The sequence below is a fragment of the Nocardia sp. NPDC050717 genome (genome assembly GCF_040654275.1).
GTDB lineage: Bacteria > Actinomycetota > Actinomycetes > Mycobacteriales > Mycobacteriaceae > Nocardia.
This window is the reverse complement of record NZ_JBFAHR010000001.1, coordinates 310,586-329,540: the sequence shown is the minus strand read 5'-3', so window position 1 is coordinate 329,540 and position 18,955 is coordinate 310,586. Positions and strand designations below refer to the sequence as shown.

Sequence of the window (18,955 nt, the reverse complement as noted above, 5' to 3'; positions counted from 1 at the left end):
AACGGGAGAGGTTAGCTATGACTGCGATCACCGTCGGCGGCCAGGACACTCTGCTGACACCAGGCCAAGTGGCCGCAATGTTCCATGTAGACCCGAAGACCGTCACTCGGTGGGCCCATGCGGGCAGGCTCGGTTCGCTGCGCACGCCGGGCGGACATCGCCGATTCCGTGAGTCCGAGGTTCTGCAGTTGCTCAAATCGCTCACCACCGAGGCAGCGCCCCGCTGACTCCCTCCGGCCGACGCGAGTCCGCATGGGCTCGCGTTCGCCGGAAATTTCCCTTCCGTTGCTCATGTGCACACGGCGCGGACACGGCTACCCTCGATAGCAGGAGGTGAGCGACGTGACGTACCTGTTGGCACTCATCGCGATCGTGGCCGTAGCGGTGCTGTGCTGGAAGGCGTTCGGCCCCGAGAAGCCCCGCCCGTATTCCGGCCCCGGCCGCAGACCCATCCTCGGTCCCGACGACGACCCGGAATTCCTCTGGCGCCTCGGCAAGCAGCACCGGGACGACTCCGGCGACCACTGAGGCGTGAGCTCTGGCACATACCCCCCGGTGCACCGTGAAAAACGTGAATAGATAACGTATTCCGGTGATCGATGTGCAGCAGGGTTCCATTCCGACCACTTGGCGCGCGGCCGACGGCAGCGCCGTGACGTTCACCGAGGCCAGGTCGGCGTGGACTCGCGCGGCACACGAGGTGCTCGCCGACACCGCCACCCGATTCAACAACTTCATCGTCAACACCGAGTTGGCCGAGCTGGTCCAGGAGGAATCCGGGATCCGCACGCAGGTCAAGTGGCAGCACTGGCTGCCCGTCGTGCTCGACCGGGTCGCCGAGCACTGTCACAAGAACAACGAGCCGCCGCTGAGCGCGCTGTGCGTGCGCAAGAACCAGACCGTCGGCACCGGCTACCGCTACATCCTCGAACTCGCCGGCCTCCCCATCCCCGACGACCTCGAGATGCACGCCGCCGCCGCCCGCTGGCAGTGCTACCAGCACTACGCCACCGATCTGCCCGCCGACGGCGGCCTGCCCACCCTCACCCCCAAGGTCGCGGCCCTGCGCCAGCAGACCACCCAGGCCCTGGCCACCGCCGAAGCCGCGGAAGCCGCCACCAAGCCCAAGCGCACCTCCGCCTCCTCCCCCCGCGTCACCGTCCCCAAGCCGGAACCGGTCCGCAAGCCCGTCTGCCTCAACTGCCACGTGGAACTCCCGGCCAACAAGATCTGCTACTACTGCTGATCGAGAAGATCCGGTCCACACACCGCCAGAACAGCGGAACGGCCTCGCGAACCGGAGCCACGAGACGGTCGGGACGAACGTCCGACAGACAGTCGATCACCACGGTCCCCTCGGCGACCGGTACCAACGACGACGGCGCGCGCACCACGACCTCTTCGATCGGACCGCGCGCCACCGGCCGGGCCGCGACCAGCACATCGTGCATGGACAGCGACCCGACGAGCAGGTGATCACAGCCCGAACGCAGCACGCTGTCGACGATGTCGGTCATGTGCTGGAATTCGGGGTACCGGTCCGACATCCGGCGGCAGGCACCGGCAACCTGCTCCCACGGCATCACAGGGAAATCGGACCGCCAGGCCCGCAGGGCCGGGATGGCGGCCGCCGGCACCACGAACCGGCGCTCGTCGGTGGTCGAAACCGACCACCGCAGATCCACGACCGTCCGCCCGGTGAGCTGCTCCACGATGACGACCTCGATCGGGCACGAAACCGGGTACGCCGAATCGGGCCGGAACGGACCGCCAACCGGCACACCGAAAATCGGCGCCTTGTCGACGATGGAATGCACGACCCCGGCGGCATCGGTGAACTGGACCTCGATCAATCCCCCGGCGGTGCTGTCAGCCGCCACCCAACGCACGGCTGTCCCCAACATCATCACACCGGAAGTCTCCTACGAACCCGCCCGCATCGCTCGGCCTAATGTCAGAAGCGTGTTCGCATTCTCCGACGACTTCCTCGTGCCGCGGCCGGGAACCATCCGGTACTCGCACACCGGAACGGCAGCCGAAACCTGGAGCATCACCGTCCCTTTGGCGACCTTCTCCGCAACCGACGAGTACGACCCGCGGACGTTCCGGTTGGGCTCGGGCGGCCCGGAAACCATCGACACCGAACTGCGGCTCGATTTCATCGAACTGCCGGGCCCGCCCCTGAACAACCTGGGCCGACGCGTATTCGACTTCCCTGTCAACCCGCAAGCCGGCTACATCGACGCCAGCATCTACCTAGGCGGCGGACACTGCCCGATCGACGTGACGCGCATCGAATTCGCGGCCGTCTCCGACAACAGAATCACGGCCACTCTCCACACCTACTTCGATTTCGAGGCCGAAGCCGTCGAAATCGCCAACCGGAGCGCGGTCCTGACCGCAGATCTCAAGCTCGGCGGCTAGGCGGGAACCGCTAATTCAGTCCGGCGTAGCTGTGCAACCCCGAGATCACCATGTTGATGATGAAGAGGTTGAAGAGCATGGCGACGAAGCCGGCGATGTTGATCCAGGCGGCCTTGGTGTCGCGCCACCCCGAGGTGGCTCGGGCGTGCAGGTAGGCCGCGTAGAGGACCCAGGCGATGAAGGAGCAGGTTTCCTTGGGGTCCCAGCCCCAGAAGCGACCCCAGGCGGCTTCGGCCCAGATGGCGCCGAGGATGACGCCTGCGCCGAAGAGGGGGAAGCCGATGATGGTGGTCTTGTAGGCGAGCTGGTCGAGGGTGCGGGCGTCGGGGAGGCGGCGGGCGATGACGCCGAAGATGCTGTTGGACTCCTCGCCCGCGGGCTGGCGCATGCGGTACAGGTACAGCAGGCTGGCGACGCCGGAGACCAGGAAGACGCCGCTGCCGACGCTGACGATGGTGACGTGGATCGGCAGCCAGAACGAGCGCAGCGCGGGCACCACGGGCGCGGCGTCGGCATAGAGGACCGTGCCTGCCAGGAACATCAGGATCAGCACCGGGACCAGCAGGAACACCCACATGGACCGGTAGCGCTGCTCACGCAGGAACCACAGGCCGATCACCACGGCGGCCGCGGTGGCCATGGTGGTGAACTCGTACATGTTGCCCAGCGGGAAACGATTGGTCGCGAAGCCGCGCAGCACGATCGAGACGACGTGCAGCACCGCGCCGACCACCAGCACCGAGAACGCCATGTTGCCGAGCCGGTCGGCGGTCGGCTTGGCCGGCGTCTCGATGCGGCCGGGCAGCGACGGGTCGGCGGGCGCGCCTGCGGTCACGAGCTCGCGCGCCGCGACCTGCTTGGCCCGCGCCGAGGCGTACTGCACGAGCAGCAGCACCAGCGCCAGGGCGTAGATCGCCATGGCCGACATGAAGGCGAAGTCGCTGTAGCGCGCCACCGTTTCGTCGATCGGCATCAGTTCTCCGTTCCCAGCAGGCGCGCCCGCAGCCGGTCGAATTCGCCGCCCCAGCCCGCCTGATCGCTTCTGGCCAGACCGCCCATCTCTACTACGGTCCGTCGTTGATCCACGGTACCCGCCGCTGTCTCGGCCGGATACGCCCGCACCCAGATCCGGCGCCGCTTCACCAGCAGCGAGACCAGCAGACCGGCCATCATCGTCAGCGCGGAGACCAGCACCCACTGCTGGGCGGGGTCGTGCGAGACCTGCAGGTTCACGAATTCCTTCGCGCCGTCGAAGGTGACCTTCGCGCCGCTGGGCAGCGTCGTCGACTCACCGGGGCGCAGGTTCACGCGGGCCTCCTTGGTGAGGCGGCCCTGCTTGATCATCTCCGAGTCCAGCGCGAACAGCGACTGCGAGCGACCGGTGTCGAGGCCGGTGTTGCCGCGATAGATGTCGACGGCGACGGCCGGATCGTCCATCCGCGGGAACGACGAGGTGAGCAGGCTGCCGTGGAACATCGCGGTCGGCGCGAACAGGCCCTCGATGGCGATCTGGTTCTGGCGGCGCTCCTCGTCGGTGGCGTACATGCCGCCGGGCGGGTCGATCCGCAGCACGCCGCTGGACAGGAAGGTCTGGGCGTCGTCGGGGCGCCACTGGATGGTCTCGGTGCGGGTCTCGCCGTTCGGGAAGGTGACGGTGAAGGTCGGCGCGAAACCGTGGCCCTGCAGGTAGACGCGGTCACCCTCGACGCGCAGCGGGTGGTTGACGCGCAGCTCGGTGTCGCGCCAGGTGTCGGTGGTGAGGTCCTCGCCCGCCTGGTACTCGATGTTGGAGGTGAACATCTCGGCCTGGCCGGTGGGCAGGTAGTCGGCCTTGAAGTCCTTGACGCGCACGCACAGCGGCGTCATCCCGGTACCGTCGTTGACATTGCCCGCGCGGAACGAGTCGAACACCGCCGGCGAGGTGGTGCAGAAGCCCGGCCCGCTGTCGGCGATCACGATGACGTTGCCCTCGTAGCCGAACAGCTTGCCGAGCGCGATGGAGGCGAGCAGCCCCACCAGCGACAGGTGGAACACCAGGTTGCCGAACTCGCGCAGGTAACCCTTCTCCGCCGACAGCGTCACCTCGCCGTCGCGCTTGCCGGGGCGCACCTCGGTGCGCCAGCCGCGCAGCTGCCCGCGCACCCGGTCGACGATCTCCGGCGCGTCGCCGTCGACGGTCTCGCTGGAGTGGTGCGGCAACCGGCCGAGGTTGCGCGGCGCCGCGACGGGCGGCGTGCGCAGGGCCCTGTAGTGGTCCCAGCAGCGCGGCAGGATGCAGCCGACCAGCGAGATGAACAGCAGCACGTAGATGGCGGTGAACCAGAAGCTGCCGAACACGTCGAACAGTTCGAATCGGTCCATCCACGGGCCGAGCGTCGGCCGGTCGGCGATGTACTGCTCGACCTTCTGCGTGTTCAGGCTGCGCTGCGGCAACAGGGCGCCCGGGATCGCGGCCAGGGCCAGCAGGAACAACAGCACCAGCGCGGTGCGCATGCTGGTGAGCCCGCGCCAGGTGTTGCGGACCAGCGCCCAGGCCCGGCCCGGCAGCGACTGCCGAGCGGGCGGGGCGGGGATGGTGGGGGGAGTCAGTGTGTCAGTCATCAGATCGGGAGAGTCACCTCGGAGACGAAGCCGTCGCGCACCCAGCTGACGAACTGGTCCCAGGCCCCCGTGACCAGAGCGATGCCGACGACGACGAGCAGAACACCCCCGATTACCTGGATGGTGCGCGAGTTGCGCCGCAACCATCCGACCCCGCGCAACGCACCCGCCGACCCGAACGCCAGCACCACGAAGGGCAGGCCGAGCCCGAGGCAGTACGCCACGATCAGGGCGACGCCACGCGCCGCGGTGGTGCCGTCGGTTCCCGCCGACACGGCCATCACGCCCGACAGCGTGGGGCCCAGGCACGGCGTCCAGCCCAGCGCGAACACCCCGCCGAGCAGCGGGGCGCCGACGATGCTGGTGAACCGGCGCGGCTCCATCCTGGTGTCGCGCTGCAGCGCGGGCACCAGGCCGATGAACACCAGACCCATCAGGATCGTCACCACACCGCCGACGCGCTGCAGCAACTCCCGGTTGACGTTGAGGGTCTGAATCAGGCCGAACACGGTGGCCGTGGCCAACACGAACACCACCGTGAACCCGGCGACGAACAGTCCGGCGGCACCGGCGACCCGCAGCTTGGCGCTACGGCGCTGCGCGGTGAGCGTGCCGACCTGGGCGACGGAGGCCGGCGGCGCCTCGGCACCGACCAGCCCGGCCAGATACGACAGATACCCCGGCACCAACGGCACGACACACGGTGAAGCGAACGACACCAGGCCCGCGAGCAGGCAGGCACCCAGCGCCAACAGCAACGGACCCGATGCCGCGGTCTGCTGGAACGAATCCCCGACTGCGGCGAGCACCATCACTCGGTGGTGTCCTCGTCACGCTGCTCGTCGCGGGGCAACGACAGGGTGCGCTCGGTCTCGGCCGGCTCGGCCGGACCGAAATCGAACAGGCCCGCACCGGCCACGCTGCGCGGGACGGTCGCGATGCCCGCCCAGCGATCATCGACGGTCCACCCCGCTCCCATGCGGCGGGCACCCTGGCGGGGGCGACACGCGGTCAGATTTCCGGGACGACGACGGCTCACTGCTTCTCCTCGGCGGCGATGCGCTCGACCACGGGCTGCAGATCCTCTGCCAGTAGCGAGCGAAGGAAGACCGCGGCGACCCGGTGCTGACGATCCAGGATCAACGTGGTCGGAATGACACTGGTGGGAAAGTTTCCGCCGAGTGCGAGCAGAGTTCGCATCGACGGGTCGTAGATGGACGGGTACTCGACCTTGTTGTCCACCACGAAGTCCTGAGCTTTGTCGCGCTGGTGGTCGCGGACGTTGATGCCCAGGAACGCGACGCCCTTGTCTTTGGTCGCCGCGTAGACCTTTTCGAGCGCGGGGGCCTCGGCGCGGCACGGGCCGCACCATTGCCCCCACAGATTGACGACCACGATCTGGTCCGGGAAATCCGCGACGGAGACGGTCTTCCCCTCGTTCATCAGATCGGGTCCGGACAGCTTGCCGATCGTGCCGCGCTGGGCGGGCGGATCGTAGAAGATGTCGGTTTTACCACCGGGCGAGACGAACTCGAAGGTGCCGCCGCCCGTGGCCACCGCGTCGGTACCGGTCGAACAGCCCGCGGCCGCGACGATCACGAACAGGGCGGAGACGACGGCGGTCACCGTCCGCAGCCGGTGACTGCGGACGGATGCCGAAGCGGTGGAGCGTGTCATGCGCCGTGGACCGAGGGGTCGGAGGCGCCTGCCGGCTCGGAGTACACGATGTCGACCAGCGTATCCCCGTGGTAGACCAGCGAGGTCAGCGAGGCCAGCGAGCACTGGCGGTTGCGCGGGTCGTGCCAGAGCCGCTGGCCCTGCAGGAACCGGCGCAGCGTCCACACGGGCAGCTGATGCGAGACCAGCACTACCTCGTGCCCGGCGCCCTCGACTCGCGCCTTGTTGACCGCGGCCAGCATCCGGTGGGCGATCTGCAGGTACGGCTCGCCCCAGGACGGGGTGAACGGGTCGCGCAGCTTCCACCAGTGCCGTGGCTTGCGCAGCGCGCCGTCGCCCACCGAGACGCGCAGGCCCTCGAAGGTGTTGCCCGCCTCGATCAGGTTCTCGTCGGTGCGCACGGTGACGTCGTGGGCGGCGGCGATCGGGGCCGCGGTCTCCTGGGCGCGCTGCAGCGGGGAGGCGATCACCAGGGAGATGTCGTGGTCGGCCAGCGAACGGGCGACGGCGGCGGCCTGCGAACGCCCGGCCACCGACAGACTGAAACCGGGCAGGCGGCCGTAGAGGATGCCGTTCGGATTGTGCACCTCGCCGTGGCGCAGCACGTGCACGATGGTTTCCACGGTCGCTGGGTCGTCGTCGAGAGCGGGCGGTGCGGCGGCGGGCGCCGGATGCGGCGCCTCGTCGACGGCGAGTTCTGCGTCGGGCTGGTCGGAGCTCACGCTTTGGATCCTTCGGGGGTTGCGGCCGCGGCCGCGAGGGCGGCGGCGGGCAGAGCGGCGGCGATACGGTCGAACGCGTCCTCGTCGAGCGCCGCGGAGACGAACCAGGCCTCGAACGCGCTCGGCGGCGCGTACACGCCCGCGTCGAGCAGGGCATGGAAGAAGGCTGGGTAGCGCCAGGTCTGGCTCGCCTTGGCGGCGGCATAGTCGGTCACCGGGCGGTCGGCGAAGAACACGCTCACCATATTGCCTGCGAACTGGACCTGGTGCTCGACACCCGCTTCTGTCAGGGCTTTCGCGAACAGCGCGCCGAGCCGATCGGCGTTGCGGTCCAGTGCCGCGTACACCTCGGCGTCGGCCGCGCGCAGGGTCGCCAGCCCGGCCGCGACGGCGACGGGGTTCCCCGAGAGCGTGCCCGCCTGGTAGACCGGGCCCAGCGGCGCGAGGTTGTTCATGATCTCGGCGCGGCCGCCGAACGCGGCGGCGGGCAGGCCACCGCTCATCACCTTGCCGAAGGTGTAGAGGTCACCGGCGACGCCCTCGCGGCCGTACCAACCGGCCGCGCTCACGCGGAACCCGGTCATCACCTCGTCCATGATCAGCAGCGCGCCGTTGTCGTGCGCGAGCGTGCGCAGACCCTCGTTGAACCCGGGCAGCGGCGCGACCGCGCCCATGTTGCCCGCGGCGGCCTCGGTGATGACGCACGCGATCTGGCCCGGATGCGCCTCGAACGCGGCGGCCACGGCGGCCAGATCGTTGTAGGGCAGCACGATGGTGTCGGCGGCCTGCGCGCCCGTGACACCCGGCGAGGTCGGCAGGCCGAGGGTGGCGACACCGGAACCCGCGTCGGCCAGCAGCGCGTCGACATGGCCGTGGTAGCAGCCGGAGAACTTGATGATCTTGGACCGGCCGGTGAACCCGCGGGCCAGCCGCACGGCGCTCATGGTGGCCTCGGTGCCGGAGTTGACCAGGCGCACCCGGTCGACCGGCTCGACCCTGGCGGCGATCGCCTCGGCCAGCTCGATCTCGGCCTCGGTCGGCGCGCCGAAGGACAGTCCACCGGTGGCGGCCCGCTGCACCGCCTCGACGACGGCGGGATGGGCGTGGCCCAGGATCATCGGACCCCACGAACACACCAGGTCCACGTACTCGTGGCCGTCGGCGTCGACGAGGGTGTAGCCGTTGGCCGAGGCCATGAAGCGGGGCGTTCCGCCGACCGAGTTGAACGCGCGGACCGGGGAATTGACACCACCTGGGATCACCGAAGCGGCCCGCTCGAAGAGCTGGGCGGAAACCGGCACCGATGACCTGGTCGCGCGCGCGGAAGAACTCACGGATTCCAGTCTCTCAGCTCGCCTCGGCGCGCCGGACGACAGGGTGGGGCACAGTGACCCAGACCGCAGCGACCCACCGGCGACACGCCCGACACGCCGCCCGCGCGGGCCGATGATGTCGATCCGGGTGCGCTGGCCTGCGGCTACGCTGCGGGCTGCTCGCGCACGTCATCAGCAATCAGCGGAAGGGTATTTCATGCGTTTCGGCGTCACCAGCACTGCCCTCGGTACCGGGTTCGTCGCCGCCGGAGTGATCCTCGGCGCCGGCTCGGCCGCCGCGTTCGCGCCCCAGGCGCAGCCGGATCGGATCGGCGCCCAGCTCAACCACGAGGAGACCGTCGCGCTCGGCGCCGGGCCGATTCCGGCGCTCACCGCGATGTTCGTGCCTGCCAACCGGATCGGCGCCGGGCTGCACAGCGACACGAATCTGCACCGCGACGCCGACGGCGGCATCCGCGCCACCCTGCGCCAGGTGGTGACGGAGGCGGCGAGTCATCCCGACGGCACCGTCACCGTCTACCTGAACGCGCCGGGCGCGCGCGGCGGCCGCGTCGTCGACGTCTACCAGCAGTGGGCCGGTTAGGTGTACATGCAGGGGACTTCGGCCGAGATCGTGTGCAGCTGACACATGATGCCGTTGTAGATGCCGCTCGAGCCGGTCTCCGGGGCGAAGCCACCGGCGGCCGGCTCGGCGTAGGGGGTCAGGGGCAGGCCGGTCGCGGCCTGGGCGGGGCCTGCGGCGAGCGCGATCGCGGCGACCGCGGTGAACAATCCAGCGGTGAGTCTGGTCATACGGGTCTTCCTTCGTGAGATGCCGGTCCAGATGTCCCGAATCCCAACGTGCACATCGAGATTCGACTTCCCTCAGTGCATCGCTCGAACGGCGTCCGGCGCTACAGATCGGGTCACGATCCGGGCGATCGCGTCGATCGCCAGCACCCCGGCGACGATCACCAGCACCGTGGCCAGCACCAGCATCGGCGGCGCGTAACGCACGGCCTCGAAAGCGGGATGGTCGTCGGCGGTGACGAACTCGGTGGTGCGGCGCGCGTGACTCCAGCTGTAGACCGCTCCGGCCAGGCAGAGCGCGGCCAGGCCGAGTTCGATCAGCGCCGCGGCGATCCAGCGTCTCATTCCCGCGATCCTGCCAGGGCCCCGGTCAATGCGGCGCGCAGACCCGCGTGGTCGATCGCCCATGCCCGCACGATCCGACCGTCGGCCAGGCGCAGCCCGATGCCGCGGCGGCGGCGCGGGACCCCGGTGAGCGCGCCGAGCGGCCTGGCCTGGGCGACGTCGTCGTCATCGGGCGCCAGCACCTCGGCGATGTCGGCGAGCGGGAGTGTCTCCACGCCTTGACGCAGGGTCGAGTCGGTCAGCTCCACCCGGGCGTGGGTGCGTCCGGCGATCACCTGCAGGACGGTGAAACCTCCGATGGCCACGGCGCAGAAGCCGAGCGCGAACCCGTGCAGGGTGCTCCCGAAGAGCCATTCGATCAGCAACATGCCCGCGCAGAGCAGCGGACCGTAGGCGACCGCGCGCCAGCGCGCGCCGGGCTCGGAGAACAACACCATGTGCGTGCGATACCGCGGCGCCTCGGCGCCTGCGGATCAGCCGACCAGACTCGGCAGCAGAACCAGTGCGATGGTGACGAGCGCGAGCAGGACCATCAAACCGATGACCAGCAGATCGCGCCGCAGGCTGTGTGGCTGCTCGATCACCACGCGCATCTTTGCCTCCGCTCCACCGGTTCCCTACCGGCTACATCACAGTGAGTACCCCAAAATCACTGTGACCATGCTCACCATACACTCTGGCCGGTCGAGCCCCCAAAACGGCGGCGTTCAACCTCCCGTTCACCGGCGGTTCAGCTGGAAGTATTTCGTCGATTCCGGGCGGTAACTCAGATACGCGGCGCCGACCGCGAGCACGCCCTGCACGATCGAGGTGCCGCCGGCGATCATCGTCGCGACGCCCGCCTCGCCGGAGAAGGAGAACATCGTCGCGATCGCGCCCATCCCCAACCAGACGGCGACGACCATGAGCACCGTCCGAGCCCACTGCTTGCCGCGACCGAGCTGCCGGGCGATCAGCACCGTCACACCGGCGAGCACCACGGCGAGGAACGCGGTGAACACGAACGCCACCAACACGATCGCGTCGACGGTCGCGGCGGTGACGGTTGGATCCGTCTTGCGCATCTCGTCGAGGAACTGCTTGCTCAACTCGGCGCGCTGACCGGTCATCGAGACGAGGGTGGCGATGGCGTACACGACGCCGAGCCCGGCCACCGCCCACCACAGCTGGCGCGCGGTACCGACGTCTTCGGGCATGGGCGGGGTCTCGGGCTTGTGCGGTGGAACGATCACGACAGCCAGTGTGCCGCCTCGGTCGCCCAGTAGGTGAGCACGATGTCCGCGCCTGCCCGCCGGATGCCGATCAGCGACTCCAGGATCGCGGCCCTGCGGTCGATCCAGCCGCGCTCGGCGGCGGCGGTGATCATCGCGTATTCGCCGGAGATCTGGTACGCGGCCACCGGGACGGTGGACCGGTCGGCGACATCGCGCAGGATGTCGAGGTAGGACATCGCGGGCTTCACCATCACGATGTCGGCGCCCTCGGCCAGGTCAAGGTCGAGTTCGCGCAGCGATTCGCGACGGTTGGCCGGATCCTGCTGGTACGTGCGGCGATCGCCCTCTAGTGAGGAGCCGACGGCCTCCCGGAACGGGCCGTAGAAGGCGGAGGCGTACTTGGCGGCGTAGGCGAGGATGGCGGTGTCGCTGCGCCCGACCGCGTCCAGGCCGCGCCGGATCGCGCCGACCTGGCCGTCCATCATGCCGCTGGTGCCGAGCAGGTCGGCGCCCGCCTCGGCCTGGGCCAGCGCCATTTCGACATAGCGGTGCAGGGTGGCGTCGTTGTCGACCGCGCCGTCGGTACCGAGCACGCCGCAGTGGCCGTGATCGGTGAACTCGTCGAGGCAGGTGTCGGCCATCACGACCGTTGCGTCACCGACCTCCTCGGCCAGCGCGCGCAGGCCGCGGTTGAGGATGCCGTTCGGATCGCTGGCCTGGCTGCCGCTGGCGTCCTTGTCCTCGGGCAGCGGCACGCCGAAGAGCATCAGGCCGCCGACACCGGCGGTCGCCGCCTCCACCGACGCCTTGCGCAGCGAATCCAGCGAGTGCTGGTACACGCCGGGCATCGAGCTGATCTCGCGCGGTTCGTCGATGCCGTCGGCGACGAACATCGGCAGTACCAGCTGGCGCGGCTCCAGGGTCGTTTCGGCGACGAGCCGACGTAACGCGGGGGTCCTGCGCAACCGCCGCGGGCGGTCGAAAGCGGTCATAGCCCGCAGAATACGCCTGTGCGCGGAGCCTCGCTCCGGCGCCTACACGCCCTGGCCGCGGCGGGCGATCTCGCCCAAGATCGACTCGAACGTGGCAAACACCGGGAGCGGTCCGGACGAGCTCCACGTCTGATTGGTGAGCAGGATGCCGGTCACCTCGCCGTCGTTGGACCAGGTGGACCCGAGCCCGCCCGACCACCCGTAGGAGCCGGCCCGCGGGCCGTCCGGCAGGTCGCTGAGCAGCACACCGACGCCGTGGCCCCAGCCCGCGCTGCCGTCCCCGTTCGGCCCGCCCGCGGCGAGCTGCTCGGCGGTGAGGTGATTCGTCGACAGGGCGGCGACCGCGCGCTCGCTCAGGATCCGGACACCGTCGAACGCACCGCCCGCGCGCAACATACGGGCGAACCGGTGGTAGTCGGCGAGGGTGGAGACGAGCCCGTCGCCGCCGCCCTCGAACACCGGTGGCGTGCTCCACTGGCCGTCGACCGGATCGAAGACCACGCGCGCGCCGTCCCTGTCGGAATAGTGCGGGCCGAAGCGGTCGAGCTTGGCCGCGGGGACGGAAAAGCCGGTGTCGACCATGCCGAGCGGCCGCAGGACTCGTTCGGCCAGGAATTCCGAGAGCGGCTTCCCGGCGGCCCGGGCGACCAGGAACCCCAGGATCGGCGCGCCCACGTGATAGAGCCACCGCTCCCCCGGCTGATACTGCAGCGGCAGGGTGCCGAGCCGGGCCAGCCAGGTGTCCGGATCGGGCAGCTCGGCCGGCGTCGGCGGGCCCCAGCCGAGGCCGAGCTCGCTCCACGCGGCATCGAGCGGCTTCGGCGTGAAGTCGGCGAAGTCCATGCCCCAGCCGAGACGGAAGGTGAGCAGGTCCTCGACCGTGATCGAGCGCCGGGCTGGCACGGTGTCGGTGATCTCGGCGGCCGGGTGCGCGAGCACGCGCAGGCCCGCGAGTTCGGGCAGCAGGCGGTCGACGGGCTCGGCGGGGTCGAGGACGCCGTCGTCGATCAGGATCGCCGCCGCGACCGCGGTGAGCGGCTTGGTCATCGAGGAGATGCGGAAGATCGTGTCGGTGCGCACCGGCGTGGCGCGCCCGTCGTCGCGATGGCCGATCGCGCCCGTGGCCACCTCGTCGCCGTGCGCGACGAGCCAGACCAGGCCGAGCAGTTCGTCGGCCTCCACGTGAGCGCCGAGGCGCGTGCCGATCTCGTCCGCCGTCATCGTGACTCCTCCCGTGTCATCGACGCCCACTAGATCACAGTGGTCCGACAGGTGCCCGGCGACAGGCCGCGGGCAGCCTGTGGATAACATCGAATCCCACTGGAGCTCAATGGCTTCCGCGAGAGATCGCCGAAACTTGTCGGACCCCCTCGCTACAATCGAAAGCGTGTTCGAGGGTTCCGACGACCGGGGACGGAACCCCTTCGCGACGGGAGGACGCCATGCACGCCACTGCCACCGCACCGAAGTCCACGTTCATCACGGGACCGTATGTGCCACTGGAGAAGAAGCGGCTGCCCGCGGGCAGGCCGCGGCGCTGGTACGTGGCGCACAACCGCAGGCTCAAGGCCATGCGGTTGACGATCGCGCTGCTGGATTCCGGTGTGTACCTGCCGAATCAGGCCACCAACGAGACCATCCGGCGCACCGCCGAGCAGATCGAACTGCGCCCGCCGTCGGATGCCACGTGCAGGCTGGTCCGCACCCTGCTGCGCTACAGCCGATGACTCGGGAACGCCGAAGGCCCGCCACGGCGGGCGGGCCTTCGGGGTACCTCCTGCGCCTAGCGGCTGCTGCTGCGGCGGCTCTTCTTCCGCGGCGGCGGCAGCAGGCCCTCGGCCCGCAGACGCGAGGCGTGCTCGGCCAGCGCCTCCACCAGGGGGCCCACCTGCGCGGTCTCGGGCTGCACGTCCACGCGCAGGCCGAACTCGATCGCGGTCTCGGCCGTCTTCGGGCCGATGCAGGCCACGATGGTGCGCGCGTGCGGCTTGCCCGCGATGCCGACCAGGTTGCGGACCGTGGAGGACGAGGTGAACAGGACCGCGTCGAAACCGCCGGTCTTGATCATCTCGCGGGTCTCCGCGGGCGGCGGCGAAGCGCGCACGGTGCGGTAGGCGGTGACGTCGTCGATCTCCCAGCCGCGCTCGCGCAGGCCCTCGGCGAGGGTCTCGGTGGCGATGTCGGCGCGCGGCAGCAGCACCCGGTTCACCGGGTCGAACACGTCGTCGTAGGGCGGGAAGTCGGCGAGCAGGCCCTCGGAGGACTGCTCACCGCTGGGCACGAGTTCGGGGTTGATGCCGAAGGAACGCACCTTCTCCGCGGTGGCCTCGCCGACGCAGGCGATCTTCACGCCGGAGAACGCCCGCGCGTCCAGACCGAACTCGGCGAACTTCTCCCACACCGCGCGCACAGCGTTGGTGGAGGTGAAGACCACCCACTGGTAGCGGCCGTCCACCAGGCCCTTCACCGCGCGCTCCATCTGCGCGGGGCTGCGCGGCGGCTCGACTGCGATGGTCGGCACCTCCATCGGGATGGCGCCGTGGGTCACCAGCCGCTCGCTCATCTCGCCGGCCTGGTCCTTGGTGCGCGGCACCAGCACGGTCCAGCCGTAGAGGGCGCGCGATTCCCACCACGACATCTTCGACCGCTTGTCGACCTCCTTGCCGACCGTCACGATCAGCGGGCCGACCAGCTCCGAGGCCGCGTTGTTCAAGGTGGCGAGAGTGGCCTCGATGGTGCGCTGCTGGCGGGTGGTGCCGCGCACGGTCACCGCGACCGGGGTCTGCGGGGCGAGTCCGTGCTCGACGAGCGCGCTCGCGGTCTCGGCCAGGTGCCCGGAGGTGGCGCTGAGCACCAGCGGGCCGGGAGCGGCGGCCAGCGCCGCCCAGTCGACCTCGCCGCGCACATCGGCCTCGGTGTGTCCGGAGCCGAGCGCGATGCCCGCGTAGCTCGGCACCGCGGAACCGTTGGGCAGGCCGGGCAGCACCTCGAACACCATGTGCGAGCGGGTCACCGCGTTGACCTCGTTGATCACCGAATCGGTGGTCAACGGGTCGCCGGCGACGACGCGCACCACATCGTGGCCGCCACGGGCCTCGGCGATCAGCGTCTTGGCCACCTCGGCGGGCTCGCCCAGCGCCGGACGCACGTCGACGGCGCGCTCGCCGTCCTCGCCCGGCTCGACGGCGAGGCCGATCAGGGCCAGCACGCCCTTGTCGACATCGGGGTCGGTGAACGCCAGCGTCGCCCGTTCGAGCACCTCGCGGGCGCGCACGGTCAGCAGGGCCGGGTCGCCGGGGCCGGATCCGACGAAAAGGATCCGCCCTGGTTGCTTCTTGGTGGCTCGGCTGCTCATCGGTTGTTCTCCATCGGGCTGGAATTGGTGAAGTCTGCGGCGGGGGTGTTCACCGCCTGTGTGGGGGAACCGACCTCCGGTTCCGGCTCGTCCGTGACGCTCAGCAAAGCGCGAGCGCCCAGATCCAGCAGATCGCGCGCGAGGGCGACGCCGAGCTCCTCGGCATCGCGCGGCGCGCCGACGATCGAGGCGCGCAGCACGTCGGAGCCGTCGATCGCGGCGGCACAGGCCCGCAGCGACAGCTCCTCGAAGATCCGCCCGTCCTCGTCGATCGACTCGACGACCTCGGCGATCGCGCCGATCGGGGCGGTGCAGCCCGCCTCGAGCTCGCCGAGCAGCGCGCGCTCGGCCAGGACCGCGGCCCTGGTCGCGGCGTCGTCGAGACCGGCGAGGATCTCGATCAGCTCCGGGTCGTCGCTGCGGCATTCCACCGCGAGGGCGCCCTGCGAGGGGGCTGGCAGCATCTGCACCGGCTCGAGCGATTCGGTGATCGCGTCCGTGCGGCCGATGCGGGACAGCCCGGCGCGGGCGATGACGATGGCGTCGAGTTCGCCCTCGCTCACCTTGCGCAGACGCGAGTCGATGTTGCCGCGCAGCGGGACGATGTCGAGGCCGAGGCCGAGGGCGCGCAGCTGGGCGGCGCGGCGCGGGGCCGAGGTGCCGACCTTGGCCCCCGCGGGCAGCTCGCCGAGCACCAGACCGTCGCGGGCCACCAGCGCGTCGCGCGGGTCCTCGCGGGGCGGGATGGCCGGGATGACGAAGCGCGGGTCCTGCGCGGTGGGGAGGTCCTTGTAGGAGTGCACCGCGATGTCGATGGTGCCCGCGGCCAGCTCGTCGCGCAGCGCCGAGGTGAACACGCCGACGCCGATCTTCTGCACGGGATCCGACGACAGGTCGCCCGGCGTCTTGATGACGACCAGCTCGGCCGGCTGACCCGCGGCGATCAGCGAGTCACGGACGGTGCCGGCCTGCGTCAGCGCGAGCAGGCTGCCGCGTGTGCCGATCCGCCACGGCGCACGAATGCTGCCTGCGGTCACGGTGTCCTCTTCCTGCACTGTCGTGGTCATGCGGATTCCTCCTGCGCACGCCCGAGTGGTCCGGGCTTCGACTCGGTCATGCGGACCTGCGCATCGCCGAGGTGTCCTGCGGTGAAGTCGTCGGCCAGCGCGGACTCGGCCGCGGCGACCTCCATGGGCGCGGCAACCGCCTGCACCGCACCGGGTTTCAGTTCGAACAGCTCACGCAGCGCCTCGGCGTAGCTGTCGCCACCCGGCGTCGAGGCCAGCTGTTTGACGCGCACGGTGGGCGCGTGCAGCAGCTTGTCGACGACGCGGCGCACCGTGCGCGCCACCTCGTCGCGGGCCGGGTCGGCCAGGTCGGGCAGGCGGGAATCGAGGCGGAGCAGTTCGGCCTCCACCACCTCGGCGGCCCGCTGACGCAGGGCGGCCACGGTGGGCGTGACCTCGGCCATGCGTTGCCCGGCAAGGTATTTGGCGAGTTCGTCGGCGACGATCTGGCGCGCGGCGGCGGTGTCGTCGGCCGCGGCGCCCGCGGCCGGATCGCGCTGCAGCGACTCGATGTCGATGACGGCGACGCCGGGCAGACCGGCCACGGCGTGCTCCACGTCGCGGGGCAGGCCGAGATCGCAGAAGACCAGCGGCCGTTCGGCGGCCTCGGTCCGGGTGCGGTCGGCGAGTGCGCGGTGGGTGTCGGCCAGCGTGACGACCGCACCGACCGCGCCGGTACAGGTGATCACCACGTCCGCGCTCGCCATCGCCGCGGTGAGACTCGACATCTCCACGGCCTCGGCGTCGACACCGTGCATGGTGCGGCCGGTCTCGGCGAGGCGCTGCGCGCGGTCGAGGGTGCGGTTGACGACGGTGATCTTGCCGATTCCGGCGCGCGAAAGATGGGCCACCGCAAGGCCACCCATCGCCCCGGCGCCGAGCACCACGGCCGAGCGGCCCGCGAGATCACCGACCACGCCGCGCGCCCGATCCAGCGCGACCGACACGACCGAGGCACCGGCCCGGTCGATGCCGGTCTCGGAGTGCACCCGTTTGCCGACCCGCAGACTGTGCTGGGCCAGCTCGTGCAGCGTGCGCCCGACCGCCTGCTGTCCGTCGGCGCTGGCGTAGGCGCCGCGGATCTGGCTGAGGACCTGCTGTTCGCCGACGACCATCGAGTCCAGGCCGCTGGCGACGGCGAACAGGTGCTCGGCGGCGGCCTCGCTGTAGCGCACGTACGCGTGTCGGGTGAGATCACCGAGCGGGAGCCCCGAATGCTTGGTGAGCAGGTCGCTGACCTCGCCGAGCCCGCCGTGGAAGGCGTCGACCACGGCGTAGACCTCGACGCGGTTGCAGGTGGAGACGATCATCGCTTCGGAGACGTGGCTGGAGGCCAGCAGCCGGTCGACCAGCTTCGGCCGGTCGGCCTCGCTGATCGCGATCTTCTCCAGCACCGAGACCGGTGCACTCCGGTGCGAGATTCCGACCAGAAGAACACTCATGGTGTGATCACCGATCCCTTGGTGCTTGGCTCCGTTGCCGAATGCGGGGTGGCCGTATGCGGCGCGGTGCGTCGCGCAGGCCTGCCGCGCGCCGGTTCGACCGGCGCGGGGTGCGTGAGGGCGGGATGGTTCTGCGACGGCACCCGGCGCGCGATCCGGCCGGACCCGGCCTGGGCGACCTCGGGCAGCGCGGGCGCGTCGTTGCGCGCGGCGTCGAAGGAGAGCATCTGCAGCTCCATCGCCAGGTCGACCCGGCGGACCTCGACATGGGCGGGCGCGGCCAGCTCGCACGGGGCGAAGCTCAGGATCGACGGCAGCCCGGCGGCGACGAGACGGTCGCACACCTCCTGGGCGGCCTCGTCGGGCACGGCCAGGACCGCGATGGTCGGCGCGAGCGCGGGAATCTGCGCGGTGAGCTGGTCGACATCGCGCACGACGAGTCCGGCGTACGACTGACCGATCACCGCGGGGTCGTTGTCGAAGATCCCGACCACGGTGAAGCCGCGTACCCCGAAACCGCCGTAGCCGACCAGTGCGCGGCCCAGATTGCCCGCACCGATCAGCACCACCCGATGTCCCTGCGACAGACCGAGCACGTCTTCGATCCTGGTGCGCAACTTGGCTACGTCATAGCCGACACCCCGCACACCATTGGGTCCGAGGAAGGAAAGATCCTTGCGCAGCTTCGCCGAATTGACACCCGCCGCGACAGCCAGTTCCTCACTCGATACGATGGCTACACCCTCGTCGGCCAACCCGGCGAGAACCCGGAGATAGGTAGCGAGACGAGTCACCGTGGCCTGGGGGATGTCCCGCTGAAGAGCCTTGCCGGAGACGCCACCTGGCGTCTCATGCTGCTCTGTCACGTCGTCGGCTCCTCGTGCCGGGCCTGATCGCGGTCCGGTTCCTGTCGTTCGTTCACCGGTGTGGGTCGCCGCGTTGCGAGAGAGCGACCGGTGTGCCATGTGGGCTGTACAAACCCGGTCACCGCCG

The 18,955-nt window shown here is 70.2% G+C and carries 24 protein-coding genes; 6 read left to right on the top strand and 18 right to left on the bottom strand.

The features are described 5' to 3' along the window. The first annotated feature begins 17 nt into the window (after nt 1-17). The 3 genes from AB0H56_RS01695 (at nt 18) to AB0H56_RS01685 (ending at nt 1,246) form a co-directional block, all read left to right on the top strand. Nucleotides 18-227: a BldC family transcriptional regulator gene (locus tag AB0H56_RS01695; protein ID WP_019049435.1), complete on the top strand. Its 210-nt coding sequence runs from the start codon at nt 18-20 to the stop codon at nt 225-227. 115 nt (nt 228-342) lie between these two features. Further along, on the top strand, nt 343-528 hold the full coding sequence (locus AB0H56_RS01690; protein WP_233000932.1) for a hypothetical protein: 186 nt from the start codon (nt 343-345) through the stop codon (nt 526-528). A gap of 64 nt (nt 529-592) precedes the next feature. Continuing rightward, nucleotides 593-1,246, top strand: coding sequence for a hypothetical protein (locus AB0H56_RS01685; protein WP_233000933.1), 654 nt, complete (start codon nt 593-595; stop codon nt 1,244-1,246). Here AB0H56_RS01685 and AB0H56_RS01680 read toward each other — a convergent pair. Beyond that, the gene (locus AB0H56_RS01680; RefSeq protein WP_357156112.1) at nt 1,197-1,712 is read right to left on the bottom strand and encodes a hypothetical protein; all 516 of its coding nucleotides are present in this window, start codon (nt 1,710-1,712) and stop codon (nt 1,197-1,199) included. The genes AB0H56_RS01685 and AB0H56_RS01680 overlap by 50 nt on opposite strands. A gap of 1 nt (nt 1,713) precedes the next feature. On the opposite strand from AB0H56_RS01680, the gene AB0H56_RS01675 reads away from it, so the two are divergent. Continuing rightward, the gene (locus AB0H56_RS01675; protein WP_357156111.1) at nt 1,714-2,424 is read left to right on the top strand and encodes a hypothetical protein; all 711 of its coding nucleotides are present in this window, start codon (nt 1,714-1,716) and stop codon (nt 2,422-2,424) included. Nucleotides 2,425-2,434: 10 nt separating this feature from the next. Here the strand turns inward: AB0H56_RS01675 and ccsB are convergent, their stop codons facing one another. The 7 genes from ccsB to hemL form a co-directional block, all read right to left on the bottom strand. Beyond that, nucleotides 2,435-3,397: a c-type cytochrome biogenesis protein CcsB gene (gene ccsB / locus AB0H56_RS01670; protein ID WP_357156110.1), complete on the bottom strand. Its 963-nt coding sequence runs from the start codon at nt 3,395-3,397 to the stop codon at nt 2,435-2,437. Beyond that, on the bottom strand, nt 3,397-5,025 hold the full coding sequence (locus tag AB0H56_RS01665; RefSeq protein WP_357156108.1) for a cytochrome c biogenesis protein ResB: 1,629 nt from the start codon (nt 5,023-5,025) through the stop codon (nt 3,397-3,399). Before AB0H56_RS01665 ends, ccsB begins: the two co-directional genes overlap by 1 nt. Beyond that, nucleotides 5,025-5,837 carry a cytochrome c biogenesis CcdA family protein gene (locus tag AB0H56_RS01660; RefSeq protein WP_233000939.1) on the bottom strand — a complete coding sequence of 271 codons (813 nt, stop codon included), beginning with the start codon at nt 5,835-5,837 and terminating at the stop codon, nt 5,025-5,027. The genes AB0H56_RS01665 and AB0H56_RS01660 overlap by 1 nt, the downstream gene beginning before the upstream one ends. Continuing rightward, nucleotides 5,837-6,004 (bottom strand): hypothetical protein, encoded by a 168-nt coding sequence (locus AB0H56_RS01655; protein ID WP_167456343.1) that lies wholly within the window; start codon nt 6,002-6,004, stop codon nt 5,837-5,839. Before AB0H56_RS01655 ends, AB0H56_RS01660 begins: the two co-directional genes overlap by 1 nt. A 56-nt stretch (nt 6,005-6,060) precedes the next feature. Next, nucleotides 6,061-6,702, bottom strand: coding sequence for a TlpA disulfide reductase family protein (locus AB0H56_RS01650; protein ID WP_357156107.1), 642 nt, complete (start codon nt 6,700-6,702; stop codon nt 6,061-6,063). Next, on the bottom strand, nt 6,699-7,325 hold the full coding sequence (locus AB0H56_RS01645) for a histidine phosphatase family protein (RefSeq protein WP_357157799.1): 627 nt from the start codon (nt 7,323-7,325) through the stop codon (nt 6,699-6,701). Before AB0H56_RS01645 ends, AB0H56_RS01650 begins: the two co-directional genes overlap by 4 nt. Before the next feature lie 95 nt (nt 7,326-7,420). Continuing rightward, nucleotides 7,421-8,758, bottom strand: coding sequence for a glutamate-1-semialdehyde 2,1-aminomutase (gene hemL / locus AB0H56_RS01640; protein WP_357156105.1), 1,338 nt, complete (start codon nt 8,756-8,758; stop codon nt 7,421-7,423). Between the two features lie 196 nt (nt 8,759-8,954). Between hemL and AB0H56_RS01635 the strand changes: the two genes are divergently transcribed. Beyond that, nucleotides 8,955-9,341 (top strand): hypothetical protein, encoded by a 387-nt coding sequence (locus AB0H56_RS01635; protein WP_357156104.1) that lies wholly within the window; start codon nt 8,955-8,957, stop codon nt 9,339-9,341. Here the strand turns inward: AB0H56_RS01635 and AB0H56_RS01630 are convergent. The 6 genes from AB0H56_RS01630 to AB0H56_RS01605 all read right to left on the bottom strand — a co-directional run bounded on the left by AB0H56_RS01630 (nt 9,338) and on the right by AB0H56_RS01605 (nt 13,319). Further along, the gene (locus AB0H56_RS01630; RefSeq protein WP_357156103.1) at nt 9,338-9,550 is read right to left on the bottom strand and encodes a hypothetical protein; all 213 of its coding nucleotides are present in this window, start codon (nt 9,548-9,550) and stop codon (nt 9,338-9,340) included. The genes AB0H56_RS01635 and AB0H56_RS01630 overlap by 4 nt on opposite strands. 72 nt (nt 9,551-9,622) lie before the next feature. After that, nucleotides 9,623-9,892, bottom strand: a complete 270-nt coding sequence (locus tag AB0H56_RS01625; protein WP_357156101.1) for a hypothetical protein — start codon at nt 9,890-9,892, stop codon at nt 9,623-9,625. Next, nucleotides 9,889-10,329 (bottom strand): hypothetical protein, encoded by a 441-nt coding sequence (locus tag AB0H56_RS01620; protein ID WP_357156100.1) that lies wholly within the window; start codon nt 10,327-10,329, stop codon nt 9,889-9,891. The genes AB0H56_RS01625 and AB0H56_RS01620 overlap by 4 nt, the downstream gene beginning before the upstream one ends. Nucleotides 10,330-10,611: 282 nt before the next feature. Beyond that, nucleotides 10,612-11,124 carry a hypothetical protein gene (locus tag AB0H56_RS01615; protein ID WP_357156099.1) on the bottom strand — a complete coding sequence of 171 codons (513 nt, stop codon included), beginning with the start codon at nt 11,122-11,124 and terminating at the stop codon, nt 10,612-10,614. Continuing rightward, nucleotides 11,121-12,098, bottom strand: a complete 978-nt coding sequence (gene hemB, locus AB0H56_RS01610; RefSeq protein ID WP_357156097.1) for a porphobilinogen synthase — start codon at nt 12,096-12,098, stop codon at nt 11,121-11,123. Before hemB ends, AB0H56_RS01615 begins: the two co-directional genes overlap by 4 nt. A gap of 42 nt (nt 12,099-12,140) precedes the next feature. Further along, nucleotides 12,141-13,319 (bottom strand): serine hydrolase domain-containing protein, encoded by a 1,179-nt coding sequence (locus AB0H56_RS01605; RefSeq protein ID WP_357156096.1) that lies wholly within the window; start codon nt 13,317-13,319, stop codon nt 12,141-12,143. A gap of 221 nt (nt 13,320-13,540) precedes the next feature. On the opposite strand from AB0H56_RS01605, the gene AB0H56_RS01600 reads away from it, so the two are divergent. Next, on the top strand, nt 13,541-13,825 hold the full coding sequence (locus tag AB0H56_RS01600; RefSeq protein WP_357156095.1) for a hypothetical protein: 285 nt from the start codon (nt 13,541-13,543) through the stop codon (nt 13,823-13,825). A gap of 56 nt (nt 13,826-13,881) precedes the next feature. Here AB0H56_RS01600 and AB0H56_RS01595 read toward each other — a convergent pair whose 3' ends face one another. From AB0H56_RS01595 to AB0H56_RS01580, 4 genes are read right to left on the bottom strand one after another with little or no spacing between them, the layout of a single operon-like run. Continuing rightward, the gene (locus tag AB0H56_RS01595) at nt 13,882-15,453 is read right to left on the bottom strand and encodes a bifunctional uroporphyrinogen-III C-methyltransferase/uroporphyrinogen-III synthase (RefSeq protein WP_110039196.1); all 1,572 of its coding nucleotides are present in this window, start codon (nt 15,451-15,453) and stop codon (nt 13,882-13,884) included. Further along, on the bottom strand, nt 15,450-16,520 hold the full coding sequence (hemC, locus tag AB0H56_RS01590; RefSeq protein WP_357156093.1) for a hydroxymethylbilane synthase: 1,071 nt from the start codon (nt 16,518-16,520) through the stop codon (nt 15,450-15,452). Before hemC ends, AB0H56_RS01595 begins: the two co-directional genes overlap by 4 nt. After that, complete coding sequence (locus AB0H56_RS01585) at nt 16,517-17,962, bottom strand: glutamyl-tRNA reductase (protein WP_357156092.1); 1,446 nt, start codon at nt 17,960-17,962, stop codon at nt 16,517-16,519. Before AB0H56_RS01585 ends, hemC begins: the two co-directional genes overlap by 4 nt. After that, complete coding sequence (locus tag AB0H56_RS01580) at nt 17,959-18,828, bottom strand: redox-sensing transcriptional repressor Rex (protein WP_357156090.1); 870 nt, start codon at nt 18,826-18,828, stop codon at nt 17,959-17,961. The genes AB0H56_RS01585 and AB0H56_RS01580 overlap by 4 nt, the downstream gene beginning before the upstream one ends. Nucleotides 18,829-18,955 lie beyond the last annotated feature (127 nt).

What these genes read in the sequence shown, in the direction of transcription:
- AB0H56_RS01665 (WP_357156108.1), bottom strand. Translation starts at nt 5,025, where the DNA reads ATGACTGACACACTGACTCCCCCCACCATCCCCGCCCCGCCCGCTCGG.
- AB0H56_RS01620 (WP_357156100.1), bottom strand. Translation starts at nt 10,329, where the DNA reads ATGGTGTTGTTCTCCGAGCCCGGCGCGCGCTGGCGCGCGGTCGCCTAC.
- AB0H56_RS01635 (WP_357156104.1), top strand. Translation starts at nt 8,955, where the DNA reads ATGCGTTTCGGCGTCACCAGCACTGCCCTCGGTACCGGGTTCGTCGCC.
- AB0H56_RS01660 (WP_233000939.1), bottom strand. Translation starts at nt 5,837, where the DNA reads ATGGTGCTCGCCGCAGTCGGGGATTCGTTCCAGCAGACCGCGGCATCG.
- AB0H56_RS01650 (WP_357156107.1), bottom strand. Translation starts at nt 6,702, where the DNA reads ATGACACGCTCCACCGCTTCGGCATCCGTCCGCAGTCACCGGCTGCGG.
- AB0H56_RS01595 (WP_110039196.1), bottom strand. Translation starts at nt 15,453, where the DNA reads ATGAGCAGCCGAGCCACCAAGAAGCAACCAGGGCGGATCCTTTTCGTC.
- AB0H56_RS01695 (WP_019049435.1), top strand. Translation starts at nt 18, where the DNA reads ATGACTGCGATCACCGTCGGCGGCCAGGACACTCTGCTGACACCAGGC.
- AB0H56_RS01585 (WP_357156092.1), bottom strand. Translation starts at nt 17,962, where the DNA reads ATGAGTGTTCTTCTGGTCGGAATCTCGCACCGGAGTGCACCGGTCTCG.
- hemC (WP_357156093.1), bottom strand. Translation starts at nt 16,520, where the DNA reads ATGACCACGACAGTGCAGGAAGAGGACACCGTGACCGCAGGCAGCATT.
- hemB (WP_357156097.1), bottom strand. Translation starts at nt 12,098, where the DNA reads ATGACCGCTTTCGACCGCCCGCGGCGGTTGCGCAGGACCCCCGCGTTA.
- AB0H56_RS01675 (WP_357156111.1), top strand. Translation starts at nt 1,714, where the DNA reads ATGACGACCTCGATCGGGCACGAAACCGGGTACGCCGAATCGGGCCGG.
- AB0H56_RS01630 (WP_357156103.1), bottom strand. Translation starts at nt 9,550, where the DNA reads ATGACCAGACTCACCGCTGGATTGTTCACCGCGGTCGCCGCGATCGCG.
- AB0H56_RS01625 (WP_357156101.1), bottom strand. Translation starts at nt 9,892, where the DNA reads ATGAGACGCTGGATCGCCGCGGCGCTGATCGAACTCGGCCTGGCCGCG.
- AB0H56_RS01605 (WP_357156096.1), bottom strand. Translation starts at nt 13,319, where the DNA reads ATGACGGCGGACGAGATCGGCACGCGCCTCGGCGCTCACGTGGAGGCC.
- AB0H56_RS01655 (WP_167456343.1), bottom strand. Translation starts at nt 6,004, where the DNA reads ATGGGAGCGGGGTGGACCGTCGATGATCGCTGGGCGGGCATCGCGACC.
- ccsB (WP_357156110.1), bottom strand. Translation starts at nt 3,397, where the DNA reads ATGCCGATCGACGAAACGGTGGCGCGCTACAGCGACTTCGCCTTCATG.
- AB0H56_RS01600 (WP_357156095.1), top strand. Translation starts at nt 13,541, where the DNA reads ATGCACGCCACTGCCACCGCACCGAAGTCCACGTTCATCACGGGACCG.